A 22,390-nucleotide genomic window follows, 5' to 3' on the forward strand; every position below is an offset into this window, starting at 1 on the left:
CCTCGTCGCGCGCGCACGGACCCGCGACGTCGTGCTGATCGAGGCGATGCGCACCGCCTACGACCCGGGGATCGCGCGGGTGCAGGCGCTGCTGCCGCGGCTCGGGCGGATCCGGCGCGTCTCGGTGCGGTACGAGAAGCGCTCGGCCCGGTACGACCTGGTCCTGGCGGGCGAGCAGACGAACATCTTCGACCCGGCGATGGGCGGCGGGGCGCTGCGCGATCTCGGCGTCTACCCGCTGCACGCGCTCGTCCTGCTCTTCGGGGAGCCCAACGGCATCCAGGGGGCCCGTGTCGGGATCGCCTCCGGGGCCGACGGACTGGGCAGCGCCCTCGCCCGGTACGACGGGTTCGTCGCCGACGTGGCCTGGTCGAAGATCACGGACACCGCGCTCCCCAGCGAGATCCAGGGCGAGGAGGCCTCGCTCCGCATCGACGCGATCGACGCGCCGCGCCGTCTCGTGCTCACCCCGCACGGCGGGTCCGCCGAAGTGATCGAGGTGGAGGCGCCCGAGAACACGATGGTGGGCGAGGTCGAGCGGTTCCGCGACGCCGTCCGGGGTGCCGACGTCTCCGCGGATCAGGATCGGACCGCCGCGACCCTCCGACTCGTGGATGCCGTGGCCGCCGAGCCCGCGAACTGACGAATTCACCTGCTGTTTCACCCGGGCTGACACAACGGGACGGTGGTGCGCATGACGGGGGCGGTCGAGGTGTTCGTCGCGTTCCTGCGCCTCGGTCTCACCTCGTTCGGCGGACCGGTCGCCCATCTCGGGTATTTCCGCGACGACCTCGTCGCGCGCCGGAGGTGGCTGGACGACCGGGAGTACGCCGATCTCGTCGCCCTCTGCCAGTTCCTGCCGGGGCCGGCCTCGAGCCAGGTGGGGTTCGCGATCGGGCTGCGCCGGGCCGGACCTGTCGGAGCGCTCGCGGCCTTCCTCGCCTTCACGCTGCCGTCGGCGGTGCTCCTGGTGGCGTTCGCCGCGGGCGCGGTGGCCCTCGGCGGTCCGTTGGGTCAGGGGGTGATCGACGGGCTCAAGATCGTCGCCGTCGCGATCGTCGCGCACGCGGTGTGGGGCATGGCCCGCACCCTCACGCCCGACCCGGCCCGCGCGGGGATCGCCGTCGTCGCGGCGGCCGTGGCGCTGCTCGCCCCGTCCGCGGTGGGGCAGATCGCCGCGATCGTGCTGGGTGTCGTCGCGGGTCTGGTGCTGTCGCGCGAGGCGGTTCCGGTGGACGCGCCGCCCCGGACGGGGTTCGGCGTGCCCCGAGGAGTGGGGATCGGATGCCTCGCCCTCCTGGCCGCGGGACTGGTCGCCCTCCCGGTGCTCGCGGCGGTGACCGGCTCCGGCGCGCTCACCCTCGCTGACGCGTTCTTCCGGTCCGGGGCGCTCGTCTTCGGCGGCGGCCACGTGGTCCTGCCGCTGCTGCAGGCCGAGGTCGTGCAGACGGGATGGGTCTCGCCCGAGGCGTTCCTCGCGGGCTACGGCGCCGCGCAGGCCGTGCCCGGGCCGCTGTTCACCTTCGCCGCGTATCTCGGCGCGGTCTCCGGCGTCGGCCCGGGCGGGATGCTCGGCGCCGCGGTGGCGCTCGCGACGATCTTCCTGCCCGGCTTCCTCGTGCTGGTCGGGGTGCTGCCGTTCTGGGACGCGCTGCGCACCCGGCCCCGCGTGCGCGCGGCGATGCGCGGCGCGAACGCCGCCGTGGTCGGCATCCTGGGGGCCGCCCTCTACACGCCGGTGTTCACGACCGCGGTGACCGGCCCCGGCCCGTTCGTGCTGGCCCTGCTGGGGTTCGTGCTGCTGACGGCGTTCCGGGCGCCGGCCTGGGCGGTCGTGCTCGCAGGCGCCGCGGGGGGAGTCGTGCTGGCACTCGTGTGAGCGCGACGCCGTGGCGGGAGGAGATGTCGGGAGCGGAGGAGCGAACGCCCCGGGTCGGCCCTCCCGTGCCGACATCTCCTCCCGACGCCGGCGACCCTCCCCGCCGGGACGCGTGCCAGGATGTGTGCACCGGTTTCGAAGGAGAGCACCGTGTTCCAGAGCCCCTATCCCGACATCGAGATCCCGGACGAGAGCGTCTACGACTACCTGTTCGGCTCGCTCGACGACGCCGACCTGGATCGCGTCGCCCTGATCGACCCCGCGACCTCGAACGAGACGACGTACCGCGGACTGAAGGCGCAGGTAGATGCCTTCGCCGGTGCGCTCGCCGCCCGCGGCGTGGAGGTGGGCACGGTCATCGCGCTGCTGTGTCCGAACGTCCCCGCCTTCGCCACGGTGTTCCACGGCGCCCTGCGGCTCGGAGCGGCGGTGACGACGGTGAACTCGCTCTACACGGCCAACGAGATCGAGAAGCAGCTGCGCGACGCCGAGGCGACGTGGCTCGTGACCGTGTCGCCGCTGCTCCCACAGGCCGCCGCCGCGGCGCAGGCCGTCGGGATCGACGACGACCACGTGATCGTGCTGGACGGCGCCGACGGCCACCCCGACCTCCGCTCGCTGCTCGGCGAGGGGCGCACGCCGCCCGAGGTGACGTTCGACCCGGCGACGCACGTCGCCGTGCTGCCGTACTCGTCGGGGACCACCGGCACCCCCAAGGGCGTGATGCTCTCGCACCGCAACCTCGTCGCGAATGTGGCGCAGTGCCGCGTCAGCATCAAGCTCGACCACACCGACCGCGTCCTCGCGGTCCTGCCGTTCTTCCACATCTACGGCATGACGGTGCTGCTGAACCTCGCCCTGCGGCAGCGCGCGAGCCTCGTCACGATGCCGCGCTTCGATCTGGTGGAGTTCCTGCGAAGCATCCAGTCGTTCCAGTGCACGTTCCTCTTCATCGCGCCGCCGATCGCCGTCGCGCTGGCGAAGCACCCGGTGGTCGACGAGTTCGACATCTCCAGCGTGCACACGGTCTTCTCGGGGGCCGCCCCGCTGGACGGCGAGACGGCCGAGGCCGCCGGACGGCGCCTGAACGCCCGGATCTTCCAGGGCTACGGCATGAGCGAGCTCAGCCCGGTGTCGCACACGATCCCGCCGGAGCGTCCCGACATGCCCGTCAGCGCGGTCGGCGTCCTCGTCGCCAACTGCGAGGCGAAGCTCGTCGACCCCGAGACAGGTGCCGAGCTGGAGGAGCACGGCGACGACGGCCTGACCGCGCCGGGCGAGATCTGGGTGCGCGGCCCGAACGTCATGCTCGGATACCTCAACCGACCGGACGCCACCGCGGAGACGCTCGACGACGACGGCTTCCTGCACACCGGCGACATCGCCGTGCACCACGTCGACGGGTATTTCACGATCGTCGACCGGCTGAAGGAGCTGATCAAGTACAAGGGCTACCAGATCGCCCCGGCCGAGCTCGAGGCCCTGCTGCTCTCGCACCCCCGGATCATGGATGCCGCCGTGATCGGCGTCCAGGACGAGGACAAGCAGGAGATCCCCAAGGCGTTCGTCGTGCGACAGCCCGGGTCCGAGCTGGACGAGGACGAGGTCATGGCGTTCGTCGCCGCGGAGGTCGCCCCGCACAAGAAGGTGCGGCGGGTGGAGTTCATCGACGCGGTGCCGAAGTCGGCGTCGGGCAAGATCCTCCGGAAGGACCTGCGGGCGCGCGAGAAGGTGTGAGTCGCGGGCCGCGTCGGCGGGCTCGGGGCTTCGCGGGTTCGGGGCGCGGTTCGTGCAGTGGGGCGGTCATCGTGCGCCCCGCTGCACGAAATCCGCCCCGAATTCGGCTGCATCGCTGGGGATACGCGGGGCCGGGAAAAGCAAAACCCCCGCCATGTAGAAGCTAGGCGAGGGTTTCTGGGATCACTGTAATGATGATCCGTGTGGCTCCGACGGGCGTCGATCCCGTGACCTCACGATTTTCAGTCGTGCGCTCTACCAACTGAGCTACAGAGCCGAGCGGCATGTCTGCCGCTTCCTAGACGAAAGGCCTCCTCGAAAGAAGGCCCGTCGCTATGGAGCGACCCTGACGGGACTTGAACCCGCGACCTCCGCCGTGACAGGGCGGCACGCTAACCAACTGCGCTACAGGGCCATGCTTGTTTAATTTTCGGCCGGTGAGTGACCCCAACGGGATTCGAACCCGTGCTACCGCCGTGAAAGGGCGGCGTCCTAGGCCGCTAAACGATGGGGCCGGATCGAGATCAAAACCTTGCGGTTTCTCCCTCACTTGCCGACAGCCGAGCCTACTTCAAGATCTGCGGGATTGCGAATCCAGGGCGCGTCCTCTGCATCACGGGCGTGTCGAGGGGGCAGGATGAGCGTCGATACGCCAACTCGCCCTGTTGTTCGTGGGACTCGTGTTGCTACTGTGTTCCGAGTTGCGATCCGGTGAGATGAGGTATTCCCGTGACGCTCGAGCGCCTCGATGATGCAGACGATTGCGGCTGCGCCCCCACCCCGCGGGAGCGGAAGCTCCTGTGGCCGTCCGTCGACCGTCGCACCGCGCTGACCTACGGCGCCATCGGTGCCGTCGCCTTCGGCGCCCTCGCGACGACCTCGACGACGCTCATCCCCGCGGCGTTCGCGGCGGACTACCCGTCGTGGGCGGACGTCGAGGCCGCCCGTGCGAACGAGGCCGCGAAGGCCGGCGAGATCACGCGCATCCAAGGCCTCATCGCCGGGCTGCAGTCCGACGTCCAACGCACGCAGGCCGAGGTCATCGCGCGCTCCGACGAGTACTACGCCGCGCAGCAGGCCTACCTCGAGGCCGACTACCGGGCGCAGCAGCTGCAGAGCCAGGCCGACGCGGAGGCCGCGAAGGCCACGGACGCGGCGCAGAAGGCCGGCAAGGTCGCCGCCCAGCTCTACCGCTCCGGCGGCGACGACACCTCCCTCGAACTCTTCTTCTCCGACTCCGCCGCGACCGCCGACGACCTGCTCGCCCGACTCGGCACGATGGACAAGCTCCTCGAGCGCAACCAGTCGGTCTACGCCCAGGCCGTGACCGCGCGCGACTCCGCGCGGCTGCTGAGCGACCAGGCCGTCGACGCGCGCACCGAGCGCGACCGGCTGAAGGCCCTCGCCGAGGAGAAGATGGTCGCGGCCCAGCAGGCCGCGGACGCCGCGCAGGCCGCTCTGGCCGCGCAGCAGGCGAACCAGGTGACCCTCGAGGCCCAGCTGGCCGCCTTGCAGGACACCACGGCCAAGACGGTCGCGGAGTACCAGGCCGGTGTCGAGGCCGAGCGCAAGGCCCGCGAGGAGCGCGAGCGCCGCGCGCGCGAAGAGGCCGAGGCCCGCGCCCGCGCCGAGCGCGAGGCGGCGGCCCGTGCGGCCGCGCAGGCGGCGGCCAGCCGTCCGGCCCCCAGCAACGGCGGCGGCGGTGGCGGCGGAAGCAGCTCCGGCGGCGGTGGCGGCGGGGGCAGCAGCTCCGGCGGCGGCGGCGGTGGCAACGGCGGTGCCGTGGTCGGCTCCGGCTGGGCGCGCCCCTCGTCGGCGGGCACGACCTCCGGCTACGGCCCGCGGTCGAGCCAGTGCACCCCCAGCTACTGCGCCAGCTCGTGGCATCTCGGCCTCGACTTCGGCGCCGGCTGCTACTCGCCCATCTACGCCGCGGCCAACGGCCGGGTCACCTACGCCGGCTACAACGGCGGGTACGGCAACTACATCCGCATCCAGCACGACGACGGCACGTCCACCGGCTACGCGCACATCGTCGGCGGCGGCATCTACGTCTCCAGCGGCCAGCGGGTCAGCTCGGGCCAGCAGATCGCGGCGACCGGCCAGACCGGCAACTCGTTCGGATGCCACCTCCACTTCGAGGTCTACCCCGCCGGAGGCGGCACCACCGACCCCGCGGCGTTCCTGCGCAGCCGCGGCGTCTCCGTCTGACGCTCGTCCACGCGAAAGCCCCCGGTCCGCGGACCGGGGGCTTTCGTCGAGGGAGGAGAGGTCAGAGCGTGTTCGGCGCCTCGCCGGAGCCCTGCGTCTTGGTCTGCTCGTCGTGCTCCTCGAAACGGGTGAAGGCCTCGGAGACGAGACGCTCGGCCTCGGCGGCATCCGCCCAGTCGTCGACCTTGACCCACTTGTTGGGCTCCAGGTCCTTGTAGTGCTCGAAGAAGTGGGTGATCTCCTTCTTCGTCCACTCGTCGATGTCGTTCACGTCCTGGATGTGGTCCCAGCGGGGGTCCTTCGCCAGCACGGCCACGACCTTGTCGTCGCCGCCGGCCTCGTCGCTCATCTTCAGGACGCCCACGGGGCGCACCTTGGCGAGCACGCCGGGGTGGATCTCGCGGTTGAGGAGGACGAGCACGTCGAGCGGGTCGCCGTCCTCGCCGAGGGTGTTCTCGAAGAAGCCGTAGTTCGCCGGGTAGCCGAACACCGTGTAGAGGATGCGGTCGAGGTAGACGCGGCCGGTGCCGTGGTCGACCTCGTACTTCACGCGGCTGCCGCGCGGGATCTCGATAACGGCGTCGTAGGCGCCCATACGTCTGCTCCTTCAATCAGGGATAACCGCCGCCCAGCCTAGCCGGGGCGTCCCGCCCTCCCCGCTACCGTGGAACGGTGGAGCGTCGCCCTGGACTGGACCCTGCCGTCGCCGAGGTCCGACGGGCGGTGCGCGCGGCGATCGCCGAGGCGGACGGCCCGCTCGTCGTGGCCCTGTCGGGTGGCCCCGACTCCCTGGCCCTCGCGGCCGCGACGGCGTTCGAGGCGTCTCGCCGTGGCATCCCGGTCGAGGCCGTCGTGATCGATCACGGTCTGCAGGAGGGCTCGGATGCCGTCGCCGCCCGGGCCGCCGAGGCCGCGCGCGCCCTGGGGCTGACCGCGCGCGTGGTGAGGGTCGACGTCGGCCGCGGAGACGGGCCGGAGGCCGCCGCCCGGGACGCGCGCTACTCGGGGCTCGCCCGCGCGGCGCGCGACGTCGGCGCCGAGGCGGTGCTGCTCGGGCACACGCTCGACGACCAGGCCGAGACGGTCCTGCTCGGTCTCGCCCGCGGATCGGGGGCGGCGAGCCTGGCGGGCATGGCCGCCGAGCGACGGGATGCCGCCGGGGTGCGGTGGCTGCGTCCCCTCCTGTCCGTGCGGCGTCGCACGACGGTCGCGGCCTGTGCGGCCGAAGGTCTGGACCCGTGGAGCGACCCGCACAACGCCGATCCGTCCTTCGCCCGGGTGCGCGTGCGCGAACGGGTGCTCCCCGTGCTGGAAAGCGAGCTCGGACCCGGTGTGGCCGAGGCGTTGGCCCGGACGGCGGAGCAGCTGCGGGAGGACGCCGAGGCGTTCCAGGACATGATCGACGAGACGATCGAGGACATCGTGGAGCACGCCGACGCCGGCATCTCGATCTCCGTCGCCGCCCTCGTCGCGAACCCCGCCGCGATCCGCAACCGCGTCATCCGGTACGTCGTCGAGAGCGAGTTCGGCGTGGGGCTGACCCGTTCGCAGACGCTCGAGGTCGCGCGGCTGGCGACGGACTGGCGCGGACAGGGCCCGATCGACCTGCCCGGATGCCTCGCCCGCCGCATCGGCGCCCGGGTGGAGATCGTCGCGCGGTCGTCGTCCGTCGGCGGCGCGGGAGACGACGCTTAGACTCGGGGGATGCGCGCGGCCGACATCTCCGACGACATCAGCGAAGTCCTCCTCACCGAGGAGCAGATCCACACGAAGCTCGCCGAGCTCGCGGAGCAGGTCGTGAGCGACTACGCCGGCCGCGAGGTCGTCCTCGTGGGCGTGCTCAAGGGCGCCGTCATGGTCATGGCGGACTTCGCCCGCCACCTCCCCGTGCACGTCTCGATGGACTGGATGGCCGTGTCGTCCTACGGTGCGAGCACCCGGTCCAGCGGCGTCGTCCAGATCCGCAAGGATCTCGACACCGACATCACCGGCAAGCACGTCCTCATCGTCGAGGACATCATCGACTCCGGCCTGACCCTCAGCTGGCTGCTCGAGAACTTCGCGTCGCGCGGCGCGGCCTCCGTCGAGGTCCTCGCCCTCCTCCGCAAGCCCGACGCGATGAAGGTGCAGGTCGACTGCCGCTACGTCGGGTTCGACATCCCCAACGACTTCGTCATCGGCTACGGCCTCGACTACGCCGAGCGGTACCGCAACCTGCGGGACGTCGCCGTCCTCGCCCCGCACGTGTACTCCTGACCTCGGCAGCGAGGGAGCGGCATCCATTCGTCTCGATGATTGCGGGATGCCGCGCCCTCCCGGCCCCGCCCGGCGGGAGGTCGCGTACGCCCATGACGAACGCACAGTCCCGGCATAGCCCGACCGCGTTACCCTGAATCCACCGCTTTCCCCGGGCGGTTCACGAAAGGGCTGGGCTCGCCCACACCATGGACTTCAAGAAGATCACGCGTAATCCGATCGTCTACGTGCTGCTGGTCGTGCTGCTCCTCGTCATCGGGTTCTCCCTCATCTCCAACCTGAGCGGGGCGCGTCAGATCTCCACTCAGGAGGGCCTGCAGCTGCTCCAGGGCGACACGGTCACCTCGGCGACGACGAACGACACGGATCAGCGCGTGGACCTCGTGCTCTCGCAGCCGTTCGAGGGCGCGAACGACGTGCAGTTCTACTACGGCACGGCCCGCGCCGACGAGGTCGTCAGCGCGATCAACGCCGCGGCGCCGTCCGACGGCTTCAACGACGTCGTGCCGCGTCCGAGCTGGTTCGACGGCTTCCTCTCGCTCATCCTCCCGCTCGTGCTGCTGGGCCTGCTGTTCTGGTTCCTGCTGTCCAGCGCGCAGGGCGGCGGCAGCAAGGTCATGCAGTTCGGCAAGTCGCGGGCCAAGCTCGTCACGAAGGAGACCCCGACGGTCACCTTCCAGGACGTCGCCGGGTCGGACGAGGCGATCGAGGAGCTCGACGAGATCAAGGAGTTCCTGAAGGACCCGAAGAAGTTCGAGGAGGTCGGCGCGCGCATCCCCAAGGGCGTGCTGCTGTACGGCCCTCCCGGGACCGGCAAGACCCTGCTCGCGCGCGCCGTCGCCGGTGAGGCCGGGGTGCCGTTCTACTCGATCTCGGGATCCGACTTCGTCGAGATGTTCGTCGGTGTCGGTGCGAGCCGCGTCCGCGACCTGTTCAACCAGGCCAAGGAGAGCTCCCCGGCCATCATCTTCATCGACGAGATCGACGCCGTCGGCCGCCACCGCGGCGCCGGCATGGGCGGCGGTCACGACGAGCGCGAGCAGACGCTGAACCAGATGCTCGTCGAGATGGACGGCTTCGACCCGAAGGTCAACGTCATCGTCATCGCGGCGACGAACCGTCCCGACATCCTCGACCCGGCGCTGCTGCGTCCGGGCCGTTTCGACCGCCAGATCGGCGTGGACGCGCCGGACCTCAAGGGTCGCCAGCGCATCCTCGAGGTGCACGGCCGCGGCAAGCCGCTGTCGGACTCCGTCGACCTCGAGGTCGTCGCCCGCAAGACGCCCGGCTTCACCGGTGCCGACCTGGCGAACGTCCTCAACGAGGCGGCCCTGCTCACGGCGCGCTCGAACGCGCAGCTGATCGACAACCGCGCTCTGGACGAGGCCATCGACCGCGTGATCGCCGGACCGCAGCGTCGTACCCGGGTGATGCGCGAGAAGGAGAAGCTCATCACCGCGTACCACGAGGGCGGCCACGCCCTCGCCGCCGCGGCGATGAACCACACCGACCCCGTCACGAAGGTCACGATCCTCCCGCGCGGCAAGGCGCTCGGCTACACGATGGTGCTGCCGCTCGACGACAAGTACTCGGTCACCCGCAACGAGCTGCAGGACCAGCTCACCTACGCCATGGGCGGTCGCGTCGCCGAGGAGATCGTGTTCCACGACCCGACCACCGGTGCGTCGAACGACATCGAGAAGGCGACGAGCATCGCCCGCAAGATGGTCACCGAGTACGGCATGACCACCGATGTGGGTCCGGTGAAGCTCGGCTCCTCGTCGGGCGAGGTGTTCATGGGCCGCGATATGGGCCACGGGCGCGACTTCTCGGAGCGCATCGCCGAGCGGGTGGACGCGCAGGTGCGCGGTCTCATCGAGCAGGCGCACAACGAGGCGTACCAGGTCATCAACGACAACCGCGAGGTGCTCGACCGCCTGGCGCTCGCGCTGCTCGAGAAGGAGACGCTCGACCACCTCGAGCTCGCCGAGATCTTCACGGACGTCAAGCGTCTGCCCCCGCGCCCCCAGTGGCTGTCGTCGGGCGACCGTCCGGTGTCGTCGCTGCCCCCCGTGGACGTGCCGCGTCGCCAGGCCCCGGCCGGTGTCGCCGCGTCCGTCGAGGCCGAGCCGCAGACCTCGCCGCAGGGTCAGCGTCGTCCGAGCGGGCAGACGCGTCCGGCGACCGCCTAGGGCGCCGTGGCCGTCGACCGCACACGCGTCGCCGCCCTCGTCCGCGAGCTGCTCGAGGCGATCGGGGAGGACCCCGATCGCCCCGGGCTGCGTCAGACTCCCGATCGCGTCGCCGACTCGTGGACGGAGTTCTTCTCCGGTGTCGGCGAGGACGCGGGCGCGCCTCTCGCGCACACCATCTCGGTGAGCCGGGGTCCCGCTCCGGACACCCTCCCGTCCGGGGCCGTCATGGTCCGCGACATCTCCTTCCGCTCGATGTGCGAGCACCATCTGCTTCCCTTCCGCGGACACGCGCACGTGGCGTACCTGCCGGGGGAGGAGGTCGTCGGCCTCGGCGCGCTGCCGCGGGTGATCGACATCCTCGCCGCGCGGCCCCAGGTGCAGGAGCGCCTCGGCGAGCAGGTCGCCGACGCCATCGCGACCGCCTTGGACGCCCGCGGGGTGCTCGTCATCCTCGACGCGGTCCACGAGTGCGTCACGATGCGCGGAGGGCGCCAGCCGGATGCCTCGACGGTGACGATCGCGGCGCGCGGCGTCTACACCGAGCCGGTCGCTCGCGCCGAGCTCGTGTCCCTGATCGGCGGGCGCGCGTGACCCTGATCATGGGCATCGTCAACGTGACGCCCGACTCCTTCAGCGACGGCGGCCGGTACCTCGACCCGGACGCGGCGATCGCCCACGCGCGTCGGCTGCGCGCGGAGGGCGCCGACCTGCTCGACGTGGGCGGCGAGTCGACGCGCCCCGGCGCCGAGCGGGTCGCCCCGCGGGTCGAGCAGGAGCGGGTGCTCCCCGTCGTGGAGGCCCTCGCGGCCGAGGGGGCGTACGTGAGCATCGACACGATGAACGCGTCGACCGCGACGGCCGCGGTGCGCGCGGGAGCGCGCCTCGTCAACGATGTATCGGGCGGTCTCGCCGACCCCGACATGCTCGTCGCCGTCGCCGGGACCGACGCCGACATCGCCCTCGGGCACTGGCGCGGGCCCTCGTCGGAGATGTACGCCCACGCGGAGTACGGCGATGTCGGCCGCGAGGTCGCCGCCGAGCTGTCGGCCCGTCTGCAGGCCGCCGCGGCCGCGGGCATCGCCCCGTCGCGGGTCGTCCTCGACCCGGGCATCGGGTTCGGCAAGCGCGGCGACCAGAACTGGGCCACGCTGCGGGCATTGCCGGCCCTCGGCGCCCTCGGCCCGCGACTGCTCGTGGGAACCAGCCGCAAGCGCTTCCTCGCGGATGTCCTGGACGCCGACGGCGACGAGCTCACGCTGCCGCGCCGCGACCTCGCGACCGCCGTCACGAGCGTCCTCGCGGCTCGCGCCGGGGCGTGGGCCGTCCGCGTGCACGACGTGCCGACCACTCGCGACGCGCTCGCCGTCGCCCGCGCCTGGGAGGGCTGATGGATTTCGCCGACGAGATCACGCTGACGGGGATCCGCGCCCGCGGGTACCACGGCGTCTATCCGGACGAGAGACGCGACGGACAGGAGTTCGTCGTCGACGCCACGCTCTTCCTGTCGTTGCAGCGCGCGGCCGAGACCGACGACGTGGCGGACACGGTGCACTACGGCGAGCTGGCCGAGCGGATCGCGGCGGTCGTGACGGGCGACCCCGTCGACCTCCTCGAGACCCTCGCCCAGCGGATTGCAGACGTCGTCCTCGCCGACGACCGGGTCCGTCTCACCGCGATCACGGTGCACAAGCCGCAGGCGCCGATCGCCGTCCCCTTCGGCGACGTGTCCGTGACCATCCGTCGGGGGCGCGCGTGAGCCTCGGTCTGGCGCACGGCGTCGGCGAGCCGCCGGCCGCGGAACCCGTGCCCGCCGTCATCGCCCTCGGCGCGAACCTCGGCGACCGCGCCGAGACCCTCGACGCCGCCGTCGGCGAGCTGCGCCGTCTGCCGCTCACGTCCGATGTGCGGGTGTCCGCCCCCCTGGAGACCGTCGCCGTCACGCTGCACGGCGAGGACGTCGACGCCCCCCGGTACCTCAACGCCGTCGCCCTCGTGCGGACGAGATTGAGCGCGGCATCCCTCCTCGACCACCTGCACGGCATCGAGGCGCGTCACGGACGCGTGCGCCGCGAGCGCTGGGGGGATCGTACGCTCGACCTGGACCTCATCGCCTACGGCGATCTGCAGGTCGCGACGGAGAAGCTCACCGTCCCCCATCCGCGGGCGCACGAGCGCGAGTTCGTGCTCGCCCCGTGGGCGGAGGTGGATCCGGATGCCACCATCCCGGGTCGCGGACGGGTCGCGGCTCTGCTGGCCCAGGTGCGCGGGGAGACGCGATGAGGCGCACGGGACCGAGCATCCTCGTCGCGGCCGCCATCGTGGGCGGTGCGGCCGGGTTCTTGCTCGACATGATGCTGACCTCGATGGGGCGGGCGACGTTCTCGCCCGCGGTGAGCCTGCCCATCCTGTTAGTGCTGCTCGGCGGCATCGTCGTGGCGCTCGCCGTTCCGGTGTTCCGCGGGAGCCGGGGACGGTCGACGCGGCGGGTGGACCCGTTCCGCGCTCTGCGCATCGCCGTGCTCGCCAAGGCGTCCTCGATCCTGGGCGCCGCGGCCACGGGCTTCGCCCTCGGTCTTCTCGCCTTCGTTCTCACCCGTCCCGTCACCCCGTCGCTAGGCTCGTTGGGATCGATCATCGCGACGGCCGTGTGCGGAGCACTGCTCGTCGTCGCGGGGCTCGTCGCCGAGCAGCTGTGCACCCTTCGGAAGGACGATGATGACGAACACCCCGGGTCCTCCGGAGAGCGCCCCGAGTCCCTTCCGCCCGTCCGGTGACGTGACGCCGGGGGAGGCGTCGGTGCGTGTCGTGTCTGCGGAGGAGTCTTCTGCCGGGGAGGCGCCGGAAGCGTCGATGGTTCCGCCGTCGGGGGAGGCGCCCGTCGTGGTCGCGCCGTCCGGCGAGGTCGATGCGCTCGACGATCGCACGTTCTCCCGCATCCCGGAGCCGCGCGGCGAGGGCCGACTGCCGCTCGGCGACGGCACCTGGCACCAGCTCGCACGCGCCTACGTCCTCGTCCAGGTGATCTCGCAGGGCGCCGTGCTCCTCCTGGTGCTCGCGGCGGCCATCGTCGTCCAGGTCGTCTTCGGCTTCTCGTGGCACTGGATCCCCGCGGGGGTCGTGCTGCTCGTCACCGCCTTCGGTCTCGCGATCACCCCGCGGCAAGCGCGGTCCTTCGGGTATCAGCTGCGCCGGGACGATCTGGTCTTCCGCCGCGGCATCCTGTGGCAGCGGGTGGTCGCCGTGCCCTACGGGCGCATGCAGCTCGTCGACATCACGCACGGCCCTCTCGATCGCGGGTTCGGGATCGCGCAGCTCAAGCTGGTCACCGCCGCCGCGTCCACCGGCGTCACGATCCCGGGCCTCACCCAGCGGGCGGCCGAGCAGCTGCGCGACACCCTGATCGAGGTCGCCGAGACCCGACGGACCGGACTGTGACCGACTCCCGTCCGCCCGAGCCGGGGTGGGCCGCGCCGGTGGGGCCGTCTCTCACTCCGCAGCCGGACGCATCGGCCCCGGCGGGGCCGGTGGACGTGCCGACCCCGGTGTCGCGGGCGGACGTGCCGACCCCGGTGATACCGCAGCCGGACGGGCAGGACCGTGCACCGCAGCCGAACGGGCCCGAGCGCCCCGGCGTCCGATCGCCCCTCAGCGACGGGGAATGGCATCACCTTCACCCGCTCACCCCCCTGCTCCGCGGCGGGCTGTTCCTGCTCGTGATCATCGGAGTGTTCATCGCGAACGCACGGGAGCGGCTGCTCGAGCTCTTCGTCCCGGCGTTCTCGGAGGTCCCCCCGGGGGAGTACCCGCCGGACCCGATCGACTTCATCCTCGGCAACAACCTGCTGCTCATCGCCGGGGGTGGCGTCCTGGCCGTTCTGATCGTCTTGCTGGTCGCGTTCCGGCTGTCGTGGCGCTTCCACACCTTCCGCATCGGCGCCGACGACGTGGAGGTGCGGTCGGGTGTCCTGTTCCGCACGCACCGCCGTGCCCCGCTCGACCGCGTCCAGGGGGTCAACCTCACCCGGCCGATGATCGCGCGGCTCCTGGGGATGGCGAAGCTCGAGGTCGTCGGCGCGGGGCTGGACGCGAACGTCAAGCTCGAGTACCTCGGCACGCGCGACGCCGACACGGTGCGCGGCGACATCCTGCGGCTGGCGTCGGGGCGACGGCTCGCGGCCGCGTCCACGCGGGGCGCATCGCCCGCCGCGGCCGGCCCGGGCTCCCTCGCGCAGCGCGCCGCGGGCGTCGTCGGCGACGGCGTCCAAGGCATCGTCGTCGGCGAGGACCTGTCCGACGCCGAGCCCGAGAGCGTCGTGCGCATCCCGGTCGGTCGGCTGGCGGCATCCCGTCTGTTGGGCGGCTCCACCGTGCTCCTCCTCGTCTTCGTCGTCGTCACCGTGGTCGCGGCCTCCACGTCGACGTTGTGGGTCCTGTTCTCGGTCGTGCCGGCGTTCCTCGGCTTCGCGGCCTACTACGTGCGCTCGCTGGCGCGCGGCCTGCGGTACTCGATCGCGCCGACCCCCGACGGCGTCCGGGTCACCTTCGGACTGTTCACCACGGTGAGCGAGGTCGTGCCGCCCGGACGCATCCACGCCGTGGAGGTGCGTCAGCCGCTGCTCTGGCGGCCGTTCGGCTGGTGGGCCGTGTCCGTCAACCGCCTGTCCGGGCGTGGTGCCACGGACACGAGCACCGACCAGTTCGCGGCGGTGCTGCCGGTCGGGACGCGGGCGGACGTCGAGCGCGTGCTCGGCGTGCTGGCGCCCGGACTCCCACCCGAGGAATGGGCCGCGCTCTTCGAGGACGGTGTCCTCGGTCCCCGTCCGACGGATCCGTTCACGACGACGCCCGCTCGCGCCCGTCTCCTGCGCCTGTTCTCGTGGCGGCGCAACGGGTTCCTGCTCACCCATGACGCCCTGTTCCTGCGTCGCGGGTGGCTCTGGCGTTCGCTCTCCGTCTTCCCGCTCGCGCGTCTCCAGTCCGTCGGCGTCCGTCAGGGCCCCTTCGCCCGTGCGATGCGGACCGCGACGGTGACCGCCCACGTCATCCCGGGCTCGGTCCCCACGTCGGTGGGCGTGCTGGACCGAGATGACGCCGTGCGGCTCCTGGACGACACGTCTGCGAGTGCCGTCGCCGCGGCGGCGGGCGACCGCAGCCACCGGTGGGCCGGATGAGCCCGGGGCGGGACGGACGCCTCGGCGTCGGCATCATCGGCGCCGGCAAGGTGGGCCCCGTCGTCGGAGCGGCCCTGGCCGGAGCGGGCCATGCGCTCGTCGGCATCACGTCGGGCTCGGACGACGACCGGGTGGAGGCGGTCCTCCCCGGGTTGCCCGTGCTGACAGCGGAGGAGGTCGTGCGTCGGAGCGAGCTCGTCGTCGTGGCGGTGCCGCACGACCAGCTGCCGGGGCTCGTCGGCGGTCTCGCGGAGCTGGGTGCGTGGCAGCCGGGACAGCTGGTCCTGCACACCGATCCTGCGTACGGCACGGACGTGCTGACTCCCGCCCTGCGCTCGGGGGCCATCCCCCTGGCGATCCATCCTGCGATCACCTTCACGGGGACCTCGATCGACCTGCGGCAGCTCGCGCAGGGGTACGCGGCGGTGACGGCACCGGGCCCCGTCCTGCCGATCGCGCAGGCCCTCGCCGTCGAGCTGGGCTGCGAGCCCGTCGTGATCGCCGAAGCCGACCGCGTCGCGTACGCCGAGGCCATCGGCACGGCGACCGAGTTCTCGCGGTCCATCGTGCGGCAGGCGAGCGCGCTCCTGTCGGACGTCGGCGTCGACAATCCCGGCGGATACCTGTCGGCACTCGTGCGCTCGAGCGTGGACCAGGCGCTCGCGGATGGCGCCGGTCGGCCGCGCGACGATCGCGACGCTACGATCGACCAATGATCCGCACCACCCGGGATCTGCGCACCCGACTCGGCGAGATCCGAGGCGCAGACCAGCTGGAACGAGGGCCGCGCGTCGCCCTGGTCTCGACACTCGGCGCCCTGCACGACGGTCACGTCGACCTGATCCGCGCGGCGCGCGACGCGGCCGACGTCGTCGTCGTCTCGACCTTCGTCAATCCGCTGCGCTTCCGGACAGCGGAGGAGACGGCGGCCTATCCGCGCTCGCCGCTGGGCGACGCCGAGATCCTGCGGGATCTGGAGGTCGACATCGTCTTCGCCCCCACGGCCGCGGAGTTCCTGCCCGCGGGCACGGGGAGCATGCGCGTCGCCGCCGGAGACGTCGGGCTCCGGTACGAGGGGCGCCTGCGTCCCTTCTACTTCGACGGCGTGCTCACCGTCGAGGCCAAGCTGTTCCACCTCGTGCGCCCGGACGTCGCCGTCTACGGGGAGCGCGACCTTCAGCGCGCCTTCCTCGTGCAGCGCATGGTGCGCGATCTCGACTTCGGCATCGACGTGATCACGGTCCCGACGGTGCGGACGGAGGACGGCCTGCCGGTCTCGAGCCGGGTCGCGCTCCTCGACGAGGCCGATCGTCGTGCCGCGTCGAAGCTTCCGCAGGCCCTCGAGGCGGCGGCATCCAATGCCGACCGTGGCGTGGACGCCTGCATCGCCGCCGCGCAGTCGGCGCTGATGGGCGAGCCGCGCATCCGTCTCGAGTACCTCTCGGTCGTCGACCCCGAGACGTTCCTCTCGGTGGACGAGGACCACACCGGCCGCGCCCTCGCCCTGATCGCGGCGACCGTCGGCGGTCACCGGTTCATCGACAACGCGGAGATCGCCCTGCGCTGACCCGGGATCCGCCTCGCCCCGGCCGTCCGGCGGCGGTGGGGCGACGACGTCCGCGGCGCGGGGGCCGAGGGGCCGGGCGAATAGACTGGATGCCGACCCCGAGGAGCCTCCACGATGACCGACGCGCCCGCGAACGACGCCGCCGATTCCCCCGAAGACGACGTCTTCGAGCAGAAGGCGGTCCGCCTCGCCAAGCGCGAGCGCCTGCTCGCCGAGCGCGCCGACGCCGCGGGCGGTCCCTATCCGGTGACGGTCCCGGTGACGGACACCATCCCCGCCCTGCGCGAGCGCTACGGCGACCTCGAGGCCGGCGCGGAGACCGGGACGACCGCCGGGGTCGCCGGTCGCGTGGTGTTCAGCCGCAACACGGGCAAGCTGTGCTTCGCGTCCCTGCAGGCCGGTGACGGCAGTCGCATCCAGGCGATGGTGTCGCTCGCGAACGTGGGCGACGAGTCGCTGCAGCAGTGGAAGGACCTGGTCGACCTCGGCGACCACGTGTTCGTCTCGGGCGAGGTCATCTCCAGCCGCCGCGGCGAGCTGTCGATCATGGTGTCGGACTGGGCCATCGCGGCCAAGGCCGTGCTGCCCCTGCCCAACCTCTACACGGAGCTGAGCGAGGAGAGCCGCGTCCGCAGCCGCTTCCTCGACCTCATCGTGCGCGATCGCGCCCGCGAGACCGTCCTGGCCCGCGCCAAGGTGAACGCGAGCCTGCGTCGCACGTTCGCGGAGCGGGACTTCGTCGAGGTCGAGACGCCGATGCTGCAGGTTCAGCACGGCGGCGCCAGCGCGCGTCCCTTCGTCACCCACTCGAACGCGTTCGACGCCGAGCTCTTCCTGCGTATCGCCCCGGAGCTCTACCTGAAGCGCGCGGTGGTCGGCGGTATCGACCGCGTCTTCGAGATCAACCGCAACTTCCGCAACGAGGGTGCCGACTCCACGCACAGCCCCGAGTTCGCGATGCTCGAGGCGTACCAGTCGTACACCGACTACAACGGGATCGCCGACCTCACCCAGGCCCTCATCCAGGACGCCGCGGTCGCGGTCGCCGGTTCGACGACCGTCACCTGGGCGGACGGAACCGAGTACGACCTGGGCGGGGACTGGGACCGCATCTCGATGTACGACTCGCTGTCGGAGGCCTCGGGTCACGCCATCACCCCGCAGACGTCCCTGGACGAGCTGCGCGCCCTGGGTGCCGAGGCCGGCGTCGACGCCCCGCCGCAGGAGACCCACGGCAAGTGGGTCGAGGAGCTGTGGGAGCACTTCGTCAAGGGCGGGCTGACGCGGCCGACCTTCGTCATGGACTTCCCCGTGGACACGAGCCCGCTGGTCCGCGAGCACCGGTCGATCCCCGGCGTCGTGGAGAAGTGGGACCTGTACGTCCGCGGTTTCGAACTGGCGACGGGGTACTCGGAGCTCATCGACCCGGTCATCCAGCGCGAGCGCTTCACCGAGCAGGCCAAGCTCGCCGCCCGCGGCGACGTCGAGGCGATGCCGATCGACGAGGAGTTCCTGCGCGCGCTCGAGCACGGCATGCCGCCGACCGGGGGCATGGGGATGGGCATCGACCGGCTGCTCATGGCCATCACCGGCCTGGGTATCCGCGAGACCATCCTGTTCCCGCTGGTGAAGTAGCCGCCGCGACCGGCGGTTCGCGCCGGAACGCCCACTCGGGCAGTCGTTGACCCGCGACGAGGGCGAGGACGATGCCGGCGAGTCCGTGCTCGTCGTCGATCGCCCGGGCGTGAGCCGCATAGGTCCCCGCGTGCGTGGACCGGCCGAGGGCCCAGGACAGCCAGGCGGCGGCGGCCAGCGGCCCCGGTCGCAGCGCGGGCGGCGCGGCGGCCGCCACGTGTCGGCAGACGTCGAGGCCGCGGGTCAGGCGACGGACGTCCGGCACCTCGCCCTCGCCGAGGAGGGTCTCGGCCAGATCCTCGTCGATCGGATCCCCGTCGAGGAAGGCGAGCTGCGCGTCCAGGGCGCGGTCGCCGGTGGGCAGGTCGGTGGCCCATTGGGTGAGGGCGACGTCGCGGAGGGCCGGGCGCTGCAGCGCCCACAGCATCCCGGCCAGGCGCGGGACGTCGTCCGGGTCGGGCTCCGCGTCCACCAGGTCCTCGAAGAGCACGCAGGGGTCGGACAGGTGCAGCGCGGCGGTGGCCGCGGAGGCGCTCCAGGTGTCCGCCAGCCCGTTCTCCAGCTCCAGCCCGACCCGCGCGAGATGCTCCGTGCGGAGGAGCCCCAGCTCCGGGAGCTCCGCCCGGACGAACTGGTCGGCGTCGAGCGGGTGATCAGGGCCTCCGACGGGGGCCGGCTCCGCGTGCGGTCGGGCACCCGCGTCATCGAGGTACGACGTCCACCCGTCGGGTCCGACGGCGAGCGCGTCGCGGAGCTCGAGCCCGCAGATGTCCGCGCGGGACAGGAGCGCGTCGATGAGGGCCGCGTGCGGACGCGGCGTCGTCCCGACCGGGTCGTCGGTGTAGACGACGACGGCGAGCGCGTCGACGTGCGACACCTTGCACACGAGTCCGATGAGCGTGGAGGCGATCCGGTCGAGATCGTCGGTGTCGCCCTCGACGGGCAGATCGGCGCGCAGGGCGCCGAGGGTCCGGGAGCCGACGAACGGCACGAGGACGAGGCTGCGGACGGGGGTGCAGCCGAGCAGATGGGGGACGAGGGAGAGGAACTCCGCCGATGTGGCGGCACGGATGATGGTGGACATGCCAGCACCCTGCTCCGGCGGGGCCGTCGCCCGTCGGCCCGATCGGCTCGTCCGGGGACGGATCCGGAGATCCGCTGCGTGTGGAGGAGACTTCCCGTCCTTCGCTCAGGCGCCGCGGGTATCCTTGCGGGGTGGATAACTACTGGGTCGCAGTCCTCTGGGCGATCCTGCCCACCATCGTGGTGTCGCTGACGTTCTACCTGATCCTCCGCGGCGTCCTGCGCATGGACCGCACGGAGCGCAAGGCGTACGCGCGCGTCGAGGCGCAGGAGCGGGCGAAGCGCGGTCTGCCCCCGGTAGCACCGACCACCGAGACGTCAAGCCGCTAGCCCGCGTCGGGCTCCGTCGGACCCACTCACTACGCTGGGGAGACCGACCGTCCAGGAGGACCCGTGTTCGACGCCACCTTCGAAGCGAGTTGGCTCGTCATCACGCTCTTCGTGGTCGACCTGGTCGTGCGCATCGCCGCGATCATCATCGTCCCGCGCAACCGTCGGCCCACCGCCGCGATGGCCTGGCTGCTCGCGATCTACTTCATCCCGTTCGTCGGGGTGTTCCTGTTCCTGCTCATCGGCAACCCACGCCTCCCACGCGTGCGCCGGCGCAAGCAGACCGCGATCAACCACTACATCCACGACACCAGCGCCTCGCTCGACTTCGGGACGTTGCGCCCGCACGCCCCCGACTGGTTCCGGGCCCTCGTCCGGCTGAACCGCAACCTCGGGGCCATGCCGATCGCGGGCGACAACGCCGCCACGCTCATCGCGGACTACCAGGAGAGCCTGGATGCCATGGCGGACGCCATCCGCCAGGCGAAACGCTACGTGCACGTCGAGTTCTACATCCTGCAGACCGACGACTCGACCGACAACTTCTTCCGCGCGCTGGAGGAGGCCGCCGCCCGAGGCGTGGTCGTCCGCGTGCTGCTGGACCACTGGGCCAATCGCGGCAAGCCGTTCTACAAGCAGACCCTCCGCCGCCTCGACGCGATGGGGGCGCACTGGCACCTCCTCCTCCCCGTGCAGCCGCTGCGCGGGCGGTGGCAGCGCCCGGACCTCCGCAACCACCGCAAGCTCCTCGTGATCGACGGCGACGTCGCGTTCATGGGCTCCCAGAACGTCACGGACTCGTCCTACAACCTGCGCCGCAACATCCGCCGCGGTCTGCACTGGGTCGACATGATGGTGCGGGTCGAGGGGCCCGTCGTCGCGAGCATCAACGCGGTCTTCCTCAGCGACTGGTACAGCGAGACGGACGAGACGCTGAGCGACGAGATCGACCTGTTCAACGTGAGCTCGGGGCCGGGCGACCTCGACTGCCAGATCGTTCCGTCCGGTCCGGGCTTCGACTTCCAGAACAACCTCAAGCTGTTCCTCGGCCTGCTCTTCGCCGCCCGCGAGCGCATCATCATCGTCAGCCCCTACTTCGTCCCCGACGAGGCGCTGCTCCTGGCCATCACCACGGCGTGTCAGCGCGGCGTCCACGTCGAGCTCTTCGTCTCCGAAGAGGGCGACCAGGCGATGGTCTACCACGCCCAGCGCAGCTACTACGAAGCGTTGTTGAACGCGGGCGTCATCATCTGGATGTACCGCAAGCCGTTCATCCTCCACTCCAAGAGCCTCACGATCGACGACGAGGTCGCGGTCATCGGCTCCAGCAACATGGACATGCGCTCGTTCGGTCTCAACCTCGAGGTGTCTATGCTCGTGCGCGGCGAGGAGTTCGTCCGCGACATGCGCGCGGTCGAGGACGTGTACCGCGGCCTCAGCCGTGAGCTCACCATCGAGGAGTGGCGCCGCCAGCCGCTGCGCTCCACGATCCTCGACAACCTCGCCCGGCTGACCTCCGCCCTCCAGTAAGGCGGCCGCTCGCCGGTGGCATCCAGGATTCTTCGCCAGGATGGAAGCCCGTCGTCCCCTGGAGGTCCCCCATGTCCCGTCGATACACGCTCCTCGGTCTGCTCGGTGCGGGTCTGCTGGCCGCGGGTGCGCTGACCGGCTGCGCGTCCGGTGCCGCGACGTCTCCTGAGACTCCGGATGCCGCCTCCTCGGCGCCCGCGTCGGACATCACGGCCGGGTGGCTCGACGGGGGCCGCATGGTCGCGCTCGTCACGTACGGGAGCTCGTCCTGCGTGCCGACGGCGGCGGGCGAGCCCACCCTCGACGGACGCGTGCTCACGGTGACTCTGGCGGACAGCGCCGACACCGCGTGCACGCGCGACATGGCCCCGCGGGCGACCGCCGTCGTGCTCCCCGCCGGCGTCGACCCGACGCAGGGTCTCGAGATCTCCGTCGAGGGCGCCGTGACGGGGCAGGCGATCCTCGCCGGGCTGCCCGCCGCGCCCGAGACCGTGGCCGAGTTCGCCCCCAGCGCCGGGTGGGTCGACAGCACCCACGTCGCGGTCCTGACGTGGGGCAGCTCGAGCTGCCGTCCCGCGGTCGAGACCGTCGCCGCGGAGGGGGAGTCCATCGCCCTGACCTTCGCCGCACCGCCGGCCGACCAGGTCTGCACCATGGACATCGCCCCGCGGGTCACCCTGGCCGAGGTGGGCGGCGTCGCCGGCTCCGGCGAGGTGAGCCTCACGCTGTCGGGCGGGAACGTCGCCGCCGACGGCCCCGTGCCGGTGCTCGGCGTCCGCTGACCCGCGTCGGGAGC

The 22,390-nt window shown here is 71.8% G+C and carries 22 protein-coding genes and 3 tRNA genes; 20 read left to right on the forward strand and 5 right to left on the reverse strand.

The genetic code is table 11. The annotated features are described in order from the left end of the window. Positions 1 to 31: 31 nt before the first annotated feature. From MRBLMI1_RS10175 to MRBLMI1_RS10185, 3 genes are all read left to right on the forward strand, one after another. Positions 32 to 643 carry a Gfo/Idh/MocA family protein gene (locus tag MRBLMI1_RS10175; RefSeq protein ID WP_367731962.1) on the forward strand — a complete coding sequence of 204 codons (612 nt, stop codon included), beginning with the start codon at positions 32 to 34 and terminating at the stop codon, positions 641 to 643. Between the two features lie 51 nt (positions 644 to 694). After that, complete coding sequence (gene chrA / locus MRBLMI1_RS10180; RefSeq protein WP_367731964.1) at positions 695 to 1,879, forward strand: chromate efflux transporter; 1,185 nt, start codon at positions 695 to 697, stop codon at positions 1,877 to 1,879. Positions 1,880 to 2,029: 150 nt separating this feature from the next. After that, complete coding sequence (locus MRBLMI1_RS10185; RefSeq protein WP_367731966.1) at positions 2,030 to 3,616, forward strand: AMP-binding protein; 1,587 nt, start codon at positions 2,030 to 2,032, stop codon at positions 3,614 to 3,616. A gap of 204 nt (positions 3,617 to 3,820) precedes the next feature. On the opposite strand, the gene MRBLMI1_RS10190 is transcribed toward MRBLMI1_RS10185, so the two are convergent. From MRBLMI1_RS10190 to MRBLMI1_RS10200, 3 genes are all read right to left on the reverse strand, one after another. Next, positions 3,821 to 3,893 (reverse strand) — tRNA-Phe (locus MRBLMI1_RS10190). Between the two features lie 64 nt (positions 3,894 to 3,957). Continuing rightward, positions 3,958 to 4,031, reverse strand: a tRNA-Asp gene (locus tag MRBLMI1_RS10195). 27 nt (positions 4,032 to 4,058) lie between these two features. Next, positions 4,059 to 4,131: transfer RNA gene (locus MRBLMI1_RS10200), tRNA-Glu, on the reverse strand. 214 nt (positions 4,132 to 4,345) lie between these two features. Here MRBLMI1_RS10200 and MRBLMI1_RS10205 point away from each other — a divergent pair. Further along, a complete protein-coding gene (locus MRBLMI1_RS10205) occupies positions 4,346 to 5,827 on the forward strand; it encodes a M23 family metallopeptidase (RefSeq protein WP_367732039.1) in 1,482 nt (493 codons plus the stop codon). Between the two features lie 61 nt (positions 5,828 to 5,888). On the opposite strand, the gene MRBLMI1_RS10210 is transcribed toward MRBLMI1_RS10205, so the two are convergent. Next, the gene (locus MRBLMI1_RS10210; protein WP_367732041.1) at positions 5,889 to 6,422 is read right to left on the reverse strand and encodes an inorganic diphosphatase; all 534 of its coding nucleotides are present in this window, start codon (positions 6,420 to 6,422) and stop codon (positions 5,889 to 5,891) included. Between the two features lie 77 nt (positions 6,423 to 6,499). Here MRBLMI1_RS10210 and tilS point away from each other — a divergent pair, with 77 nt between their 5' ends. From tilS to lysS, 13 genes are all read left to right on the forward strand, one after another. After that, positions 6,500 to 7,522: a tRNA lysidine(34) synthetase TilS gene (gene tilS, locus MRBLMI1_RS10215; RefSeq protein ID WP_367732044.1), complete on the forward strand. Its 1,023-nt coding sequence runs from the start codon at positions 6,500 to 6,502 to the stop codon at positions 7,520 to 7,522. Between the two features lie 9 nt (positions 7,523 to 7,531). Further along, positions 7,532 to 8,083 (forward strand): hypoxanthine phosphoribosyltransferase, encoded by a 552-nt coding sequence (gene hpt / locus MRBLMI1_RS10220; protein ID WP_367732046.1) that lies wholly within the window; start codon positions 7,532 to 7,534, stop codon positions 8,081 to 8,083. A 188-nt stretch (positions 8,084 to 8,271) separates the two neighbouring features. After that, positions 8,272 to 10,275: an ATP-dependent zinc metalloprotease FtsH gene (gene ftsH, locus MRBLMI1_RS10225; protein WP_367732048.1), complete on the forward strand. Its 2,004-nt coding sequence runs from the start codon at positions 8,272 to 8,274 to the stop codon at positions 10,273 to 10,275. A 6-nt stretch (positions 10,276 to 10,281) separates the two neighbouring features. After that, positions 10,282 to 10,869 (forward strand): GTP cyclohydrolase I, encoded by a 588-nt coding sequence (folE, locus tag MRBLMI1_RS10230; protein WP_367732050.1) that lies wholly within the window; start codon positions 10,282 to 10,284, stop codon positions 10,867 to 10,869. Next, the gene (gene folP, locus MRBLMI1_RS10235; RefSeq protein WP_367732053.1) at positions 10,866 to 11,666 is read left to right on the forward strand and encodes a dihydropteroate synthase; all 801 of its coding nucleotides are present in this window, start codon (positions 10,866 to 10,868) and stop codon (positions 11,664 to 11,666) included. The genes folE and folP overlap by 4 nt, the downstream gene beginning before the upstream one ends. Beyond that, on the forward strand, positions 11,666 to 12,034 hold the full coding sequence (folB, locus tag MRBLMI1_RS10240; protein WP_367732055.1) for a dihydroneopterin aldolase: 369 nt from the start codon (positions 11,666 to 11,668) through the stop codon (positions 12,032 to 12,034). The genes folP and folB overlap by 1 nt, the downstream gene beginning before the upstream one ends. Then, positions 12,031 to 12,558, forward strand: coding sequence for a 2-amino-4-hydroxy-6-hydroxymethyldihydropteridine diphosphokinase (gene folK, locus MRBLMI1_RS10245; RefSeq protein ID WP_367732057.1), 528 nt, complete (start codon positions 12,031 to 12,033; stop codon positions 12,556 to 12,558). The genes folB and folK overlap by 4 nt, the downstream gene beginning before the upstream one ends. Next, on the forward strand, positions 12,555 to 13,052 hold the full coding sequence (locus MRBLMI1_RS10250; protein ID WP_367732060.1) for a DUF3180 domain-containing protein: 498 nt from the start codon (positions 12,555 to 12,557) through the stop codon (positions 13,050 to 13,052). Before folK ends, MRBLMI1_RS10250 begins: the two co-directional genes overlap by 4 nt. Before the next feature lie 76 nt (positions 13,053 to 13,128). Next, positions 13,129 to 13,713, forward strand: a complete 585-nt coding sequence (locus MRBLMI1_RS10255; RefSeq protein WP_367732062.1) for a PH domain-containing protein — start codon at positions 13,129 to 13,131, stop codon at positions 13,711 to 13,713. Continuing rightward, a complete protein-coding gene (locus MRBLMI1_RS10260) occupies positions 13,710 to 15,449 on the forward strand; it encodes a PH domain-containing protein (RefSeq protein WP_367732064.1) in 1,740 nt (579 codons plus the stop codon). Before MRBLMI1_RS10255 ends, MRBLMI1_RS10260 begins: the two co-directional genes overlap by 4 nt. Further along, complete coding sequence (locus tag MRBLMI1_RS10265; protein WP_367732066.1) at positions 15,446 to 16,165, forward strand: DUF2520 domain-containing protein; 720 nt, start codon at positions 15,446 to 15,448, stop codon at positions 16,163 to 16,165. The genes MRBLMI1_RS10260 and MRBLMI1_RS10265 overlap by 4 nt, the downstream gene beginning before the upstream one ends. Next, positions 16,162 to 17,016, forward strand: coding sequence for a pantoate--beta-alanine ligase (panC, locus tag MRBLMI1_RS10270; protein ID WP_367732124.1), 855 nt, complete (start codon positions 16,162 to 16,164; stop codon positions 17,014 to 17,016). Before MRBLMI1_RS10265 ends, panC begins: the two co-directional genes overlap by 4 nt. Positions 17,017 to 17,130: 114 nt before the next feature. Next, positions 17,131 to 18,651 carry a lysine--tRNA ligase gene (lysS, locus tag MRBLMI1_RS10275; protein ID WP_367732125.1) on the forward strand — a complete coding sequence of 507 codons (1,521 nt, stop codon included), beginning with the start codon at positions 17,131 to 17,133 and terminating at the stop codon, positions 18,649 to 18,651. Here the strand turns inward: lysS and MRBLMI1_RS10280 are convergent. Next, on the reverse strand, positions 18,602 to 19,735 hold the full coding sequence (locus MRBLMI1_RS10280) for a DUF4192 family protein (protein ID WP_367732126.1): 1,134 nt from the start codon (positions 19,733 to 19,735) through the stop codon (positions 18,602 to 18,604). The two genes, lysS and MRBLMI1_RS10280, sit on opposite strands and share 50 nt — an antisense overlap. A gap of 131 nt (positions 19,736 to 19,866) precedes the next feature. On the opposite strand from MRBLMI1_RS10280, the gene MRBLMI1_RS10285 reads away from it, so the two are divergent. From MRBLMI1_RS10285 to MRBLMI1_RS10295, 3 genes are all read left to right on the forward strand, one after another. Next, a complete protein-coding gene (locus tag MRBLMI1_RS10285) occupies positions 19,867 to 20,064 on the forward strand; it encodes a hypothetical protein (RefSeq protein ID WP_367732127.1) in 198 nt (65 codons plus the stop codon). Positions 20,065 to 20,127: 63 nt separating this feature from the next. Continuing rightward, positions 20,128 to 21,594, forward strand: a complete 1,467-nt coding sequence (cls, locus tag MRBLMI1_RS10290; RefSeq protein ID WP_367732129.1) for a cardiolipin synthase — start codon at positions 20,128 to 20,130, stop codon at positions 21,592 to 21,594. Positions 21,595 to 21,665: 71 nt separating this feature from the next. Then, on the forward strand, positions 21,666 to 22,376 hold the full coding sequence (locus MRBLMI1_RS10295; protein ID WP_367732131.1) for a hypothetical protein: 711 nt from the start codon (positions 21,666 to 21,668) through the stop codon (positions 22,374 to 22,376). The last annotated feature ends 14 nt before the right edge of the window (positions 22,377 to 22,390 follow it).

It is taken from the genome of Microbacterium sp. LMI1-1-1.1 (assembly GCF_040815675.1).
Taxonomy (GTDB): Bacteria; Actinomycetota; Actinomycetes; order Actinomycetales; family Microbacteriaceae; genus Microbacterium.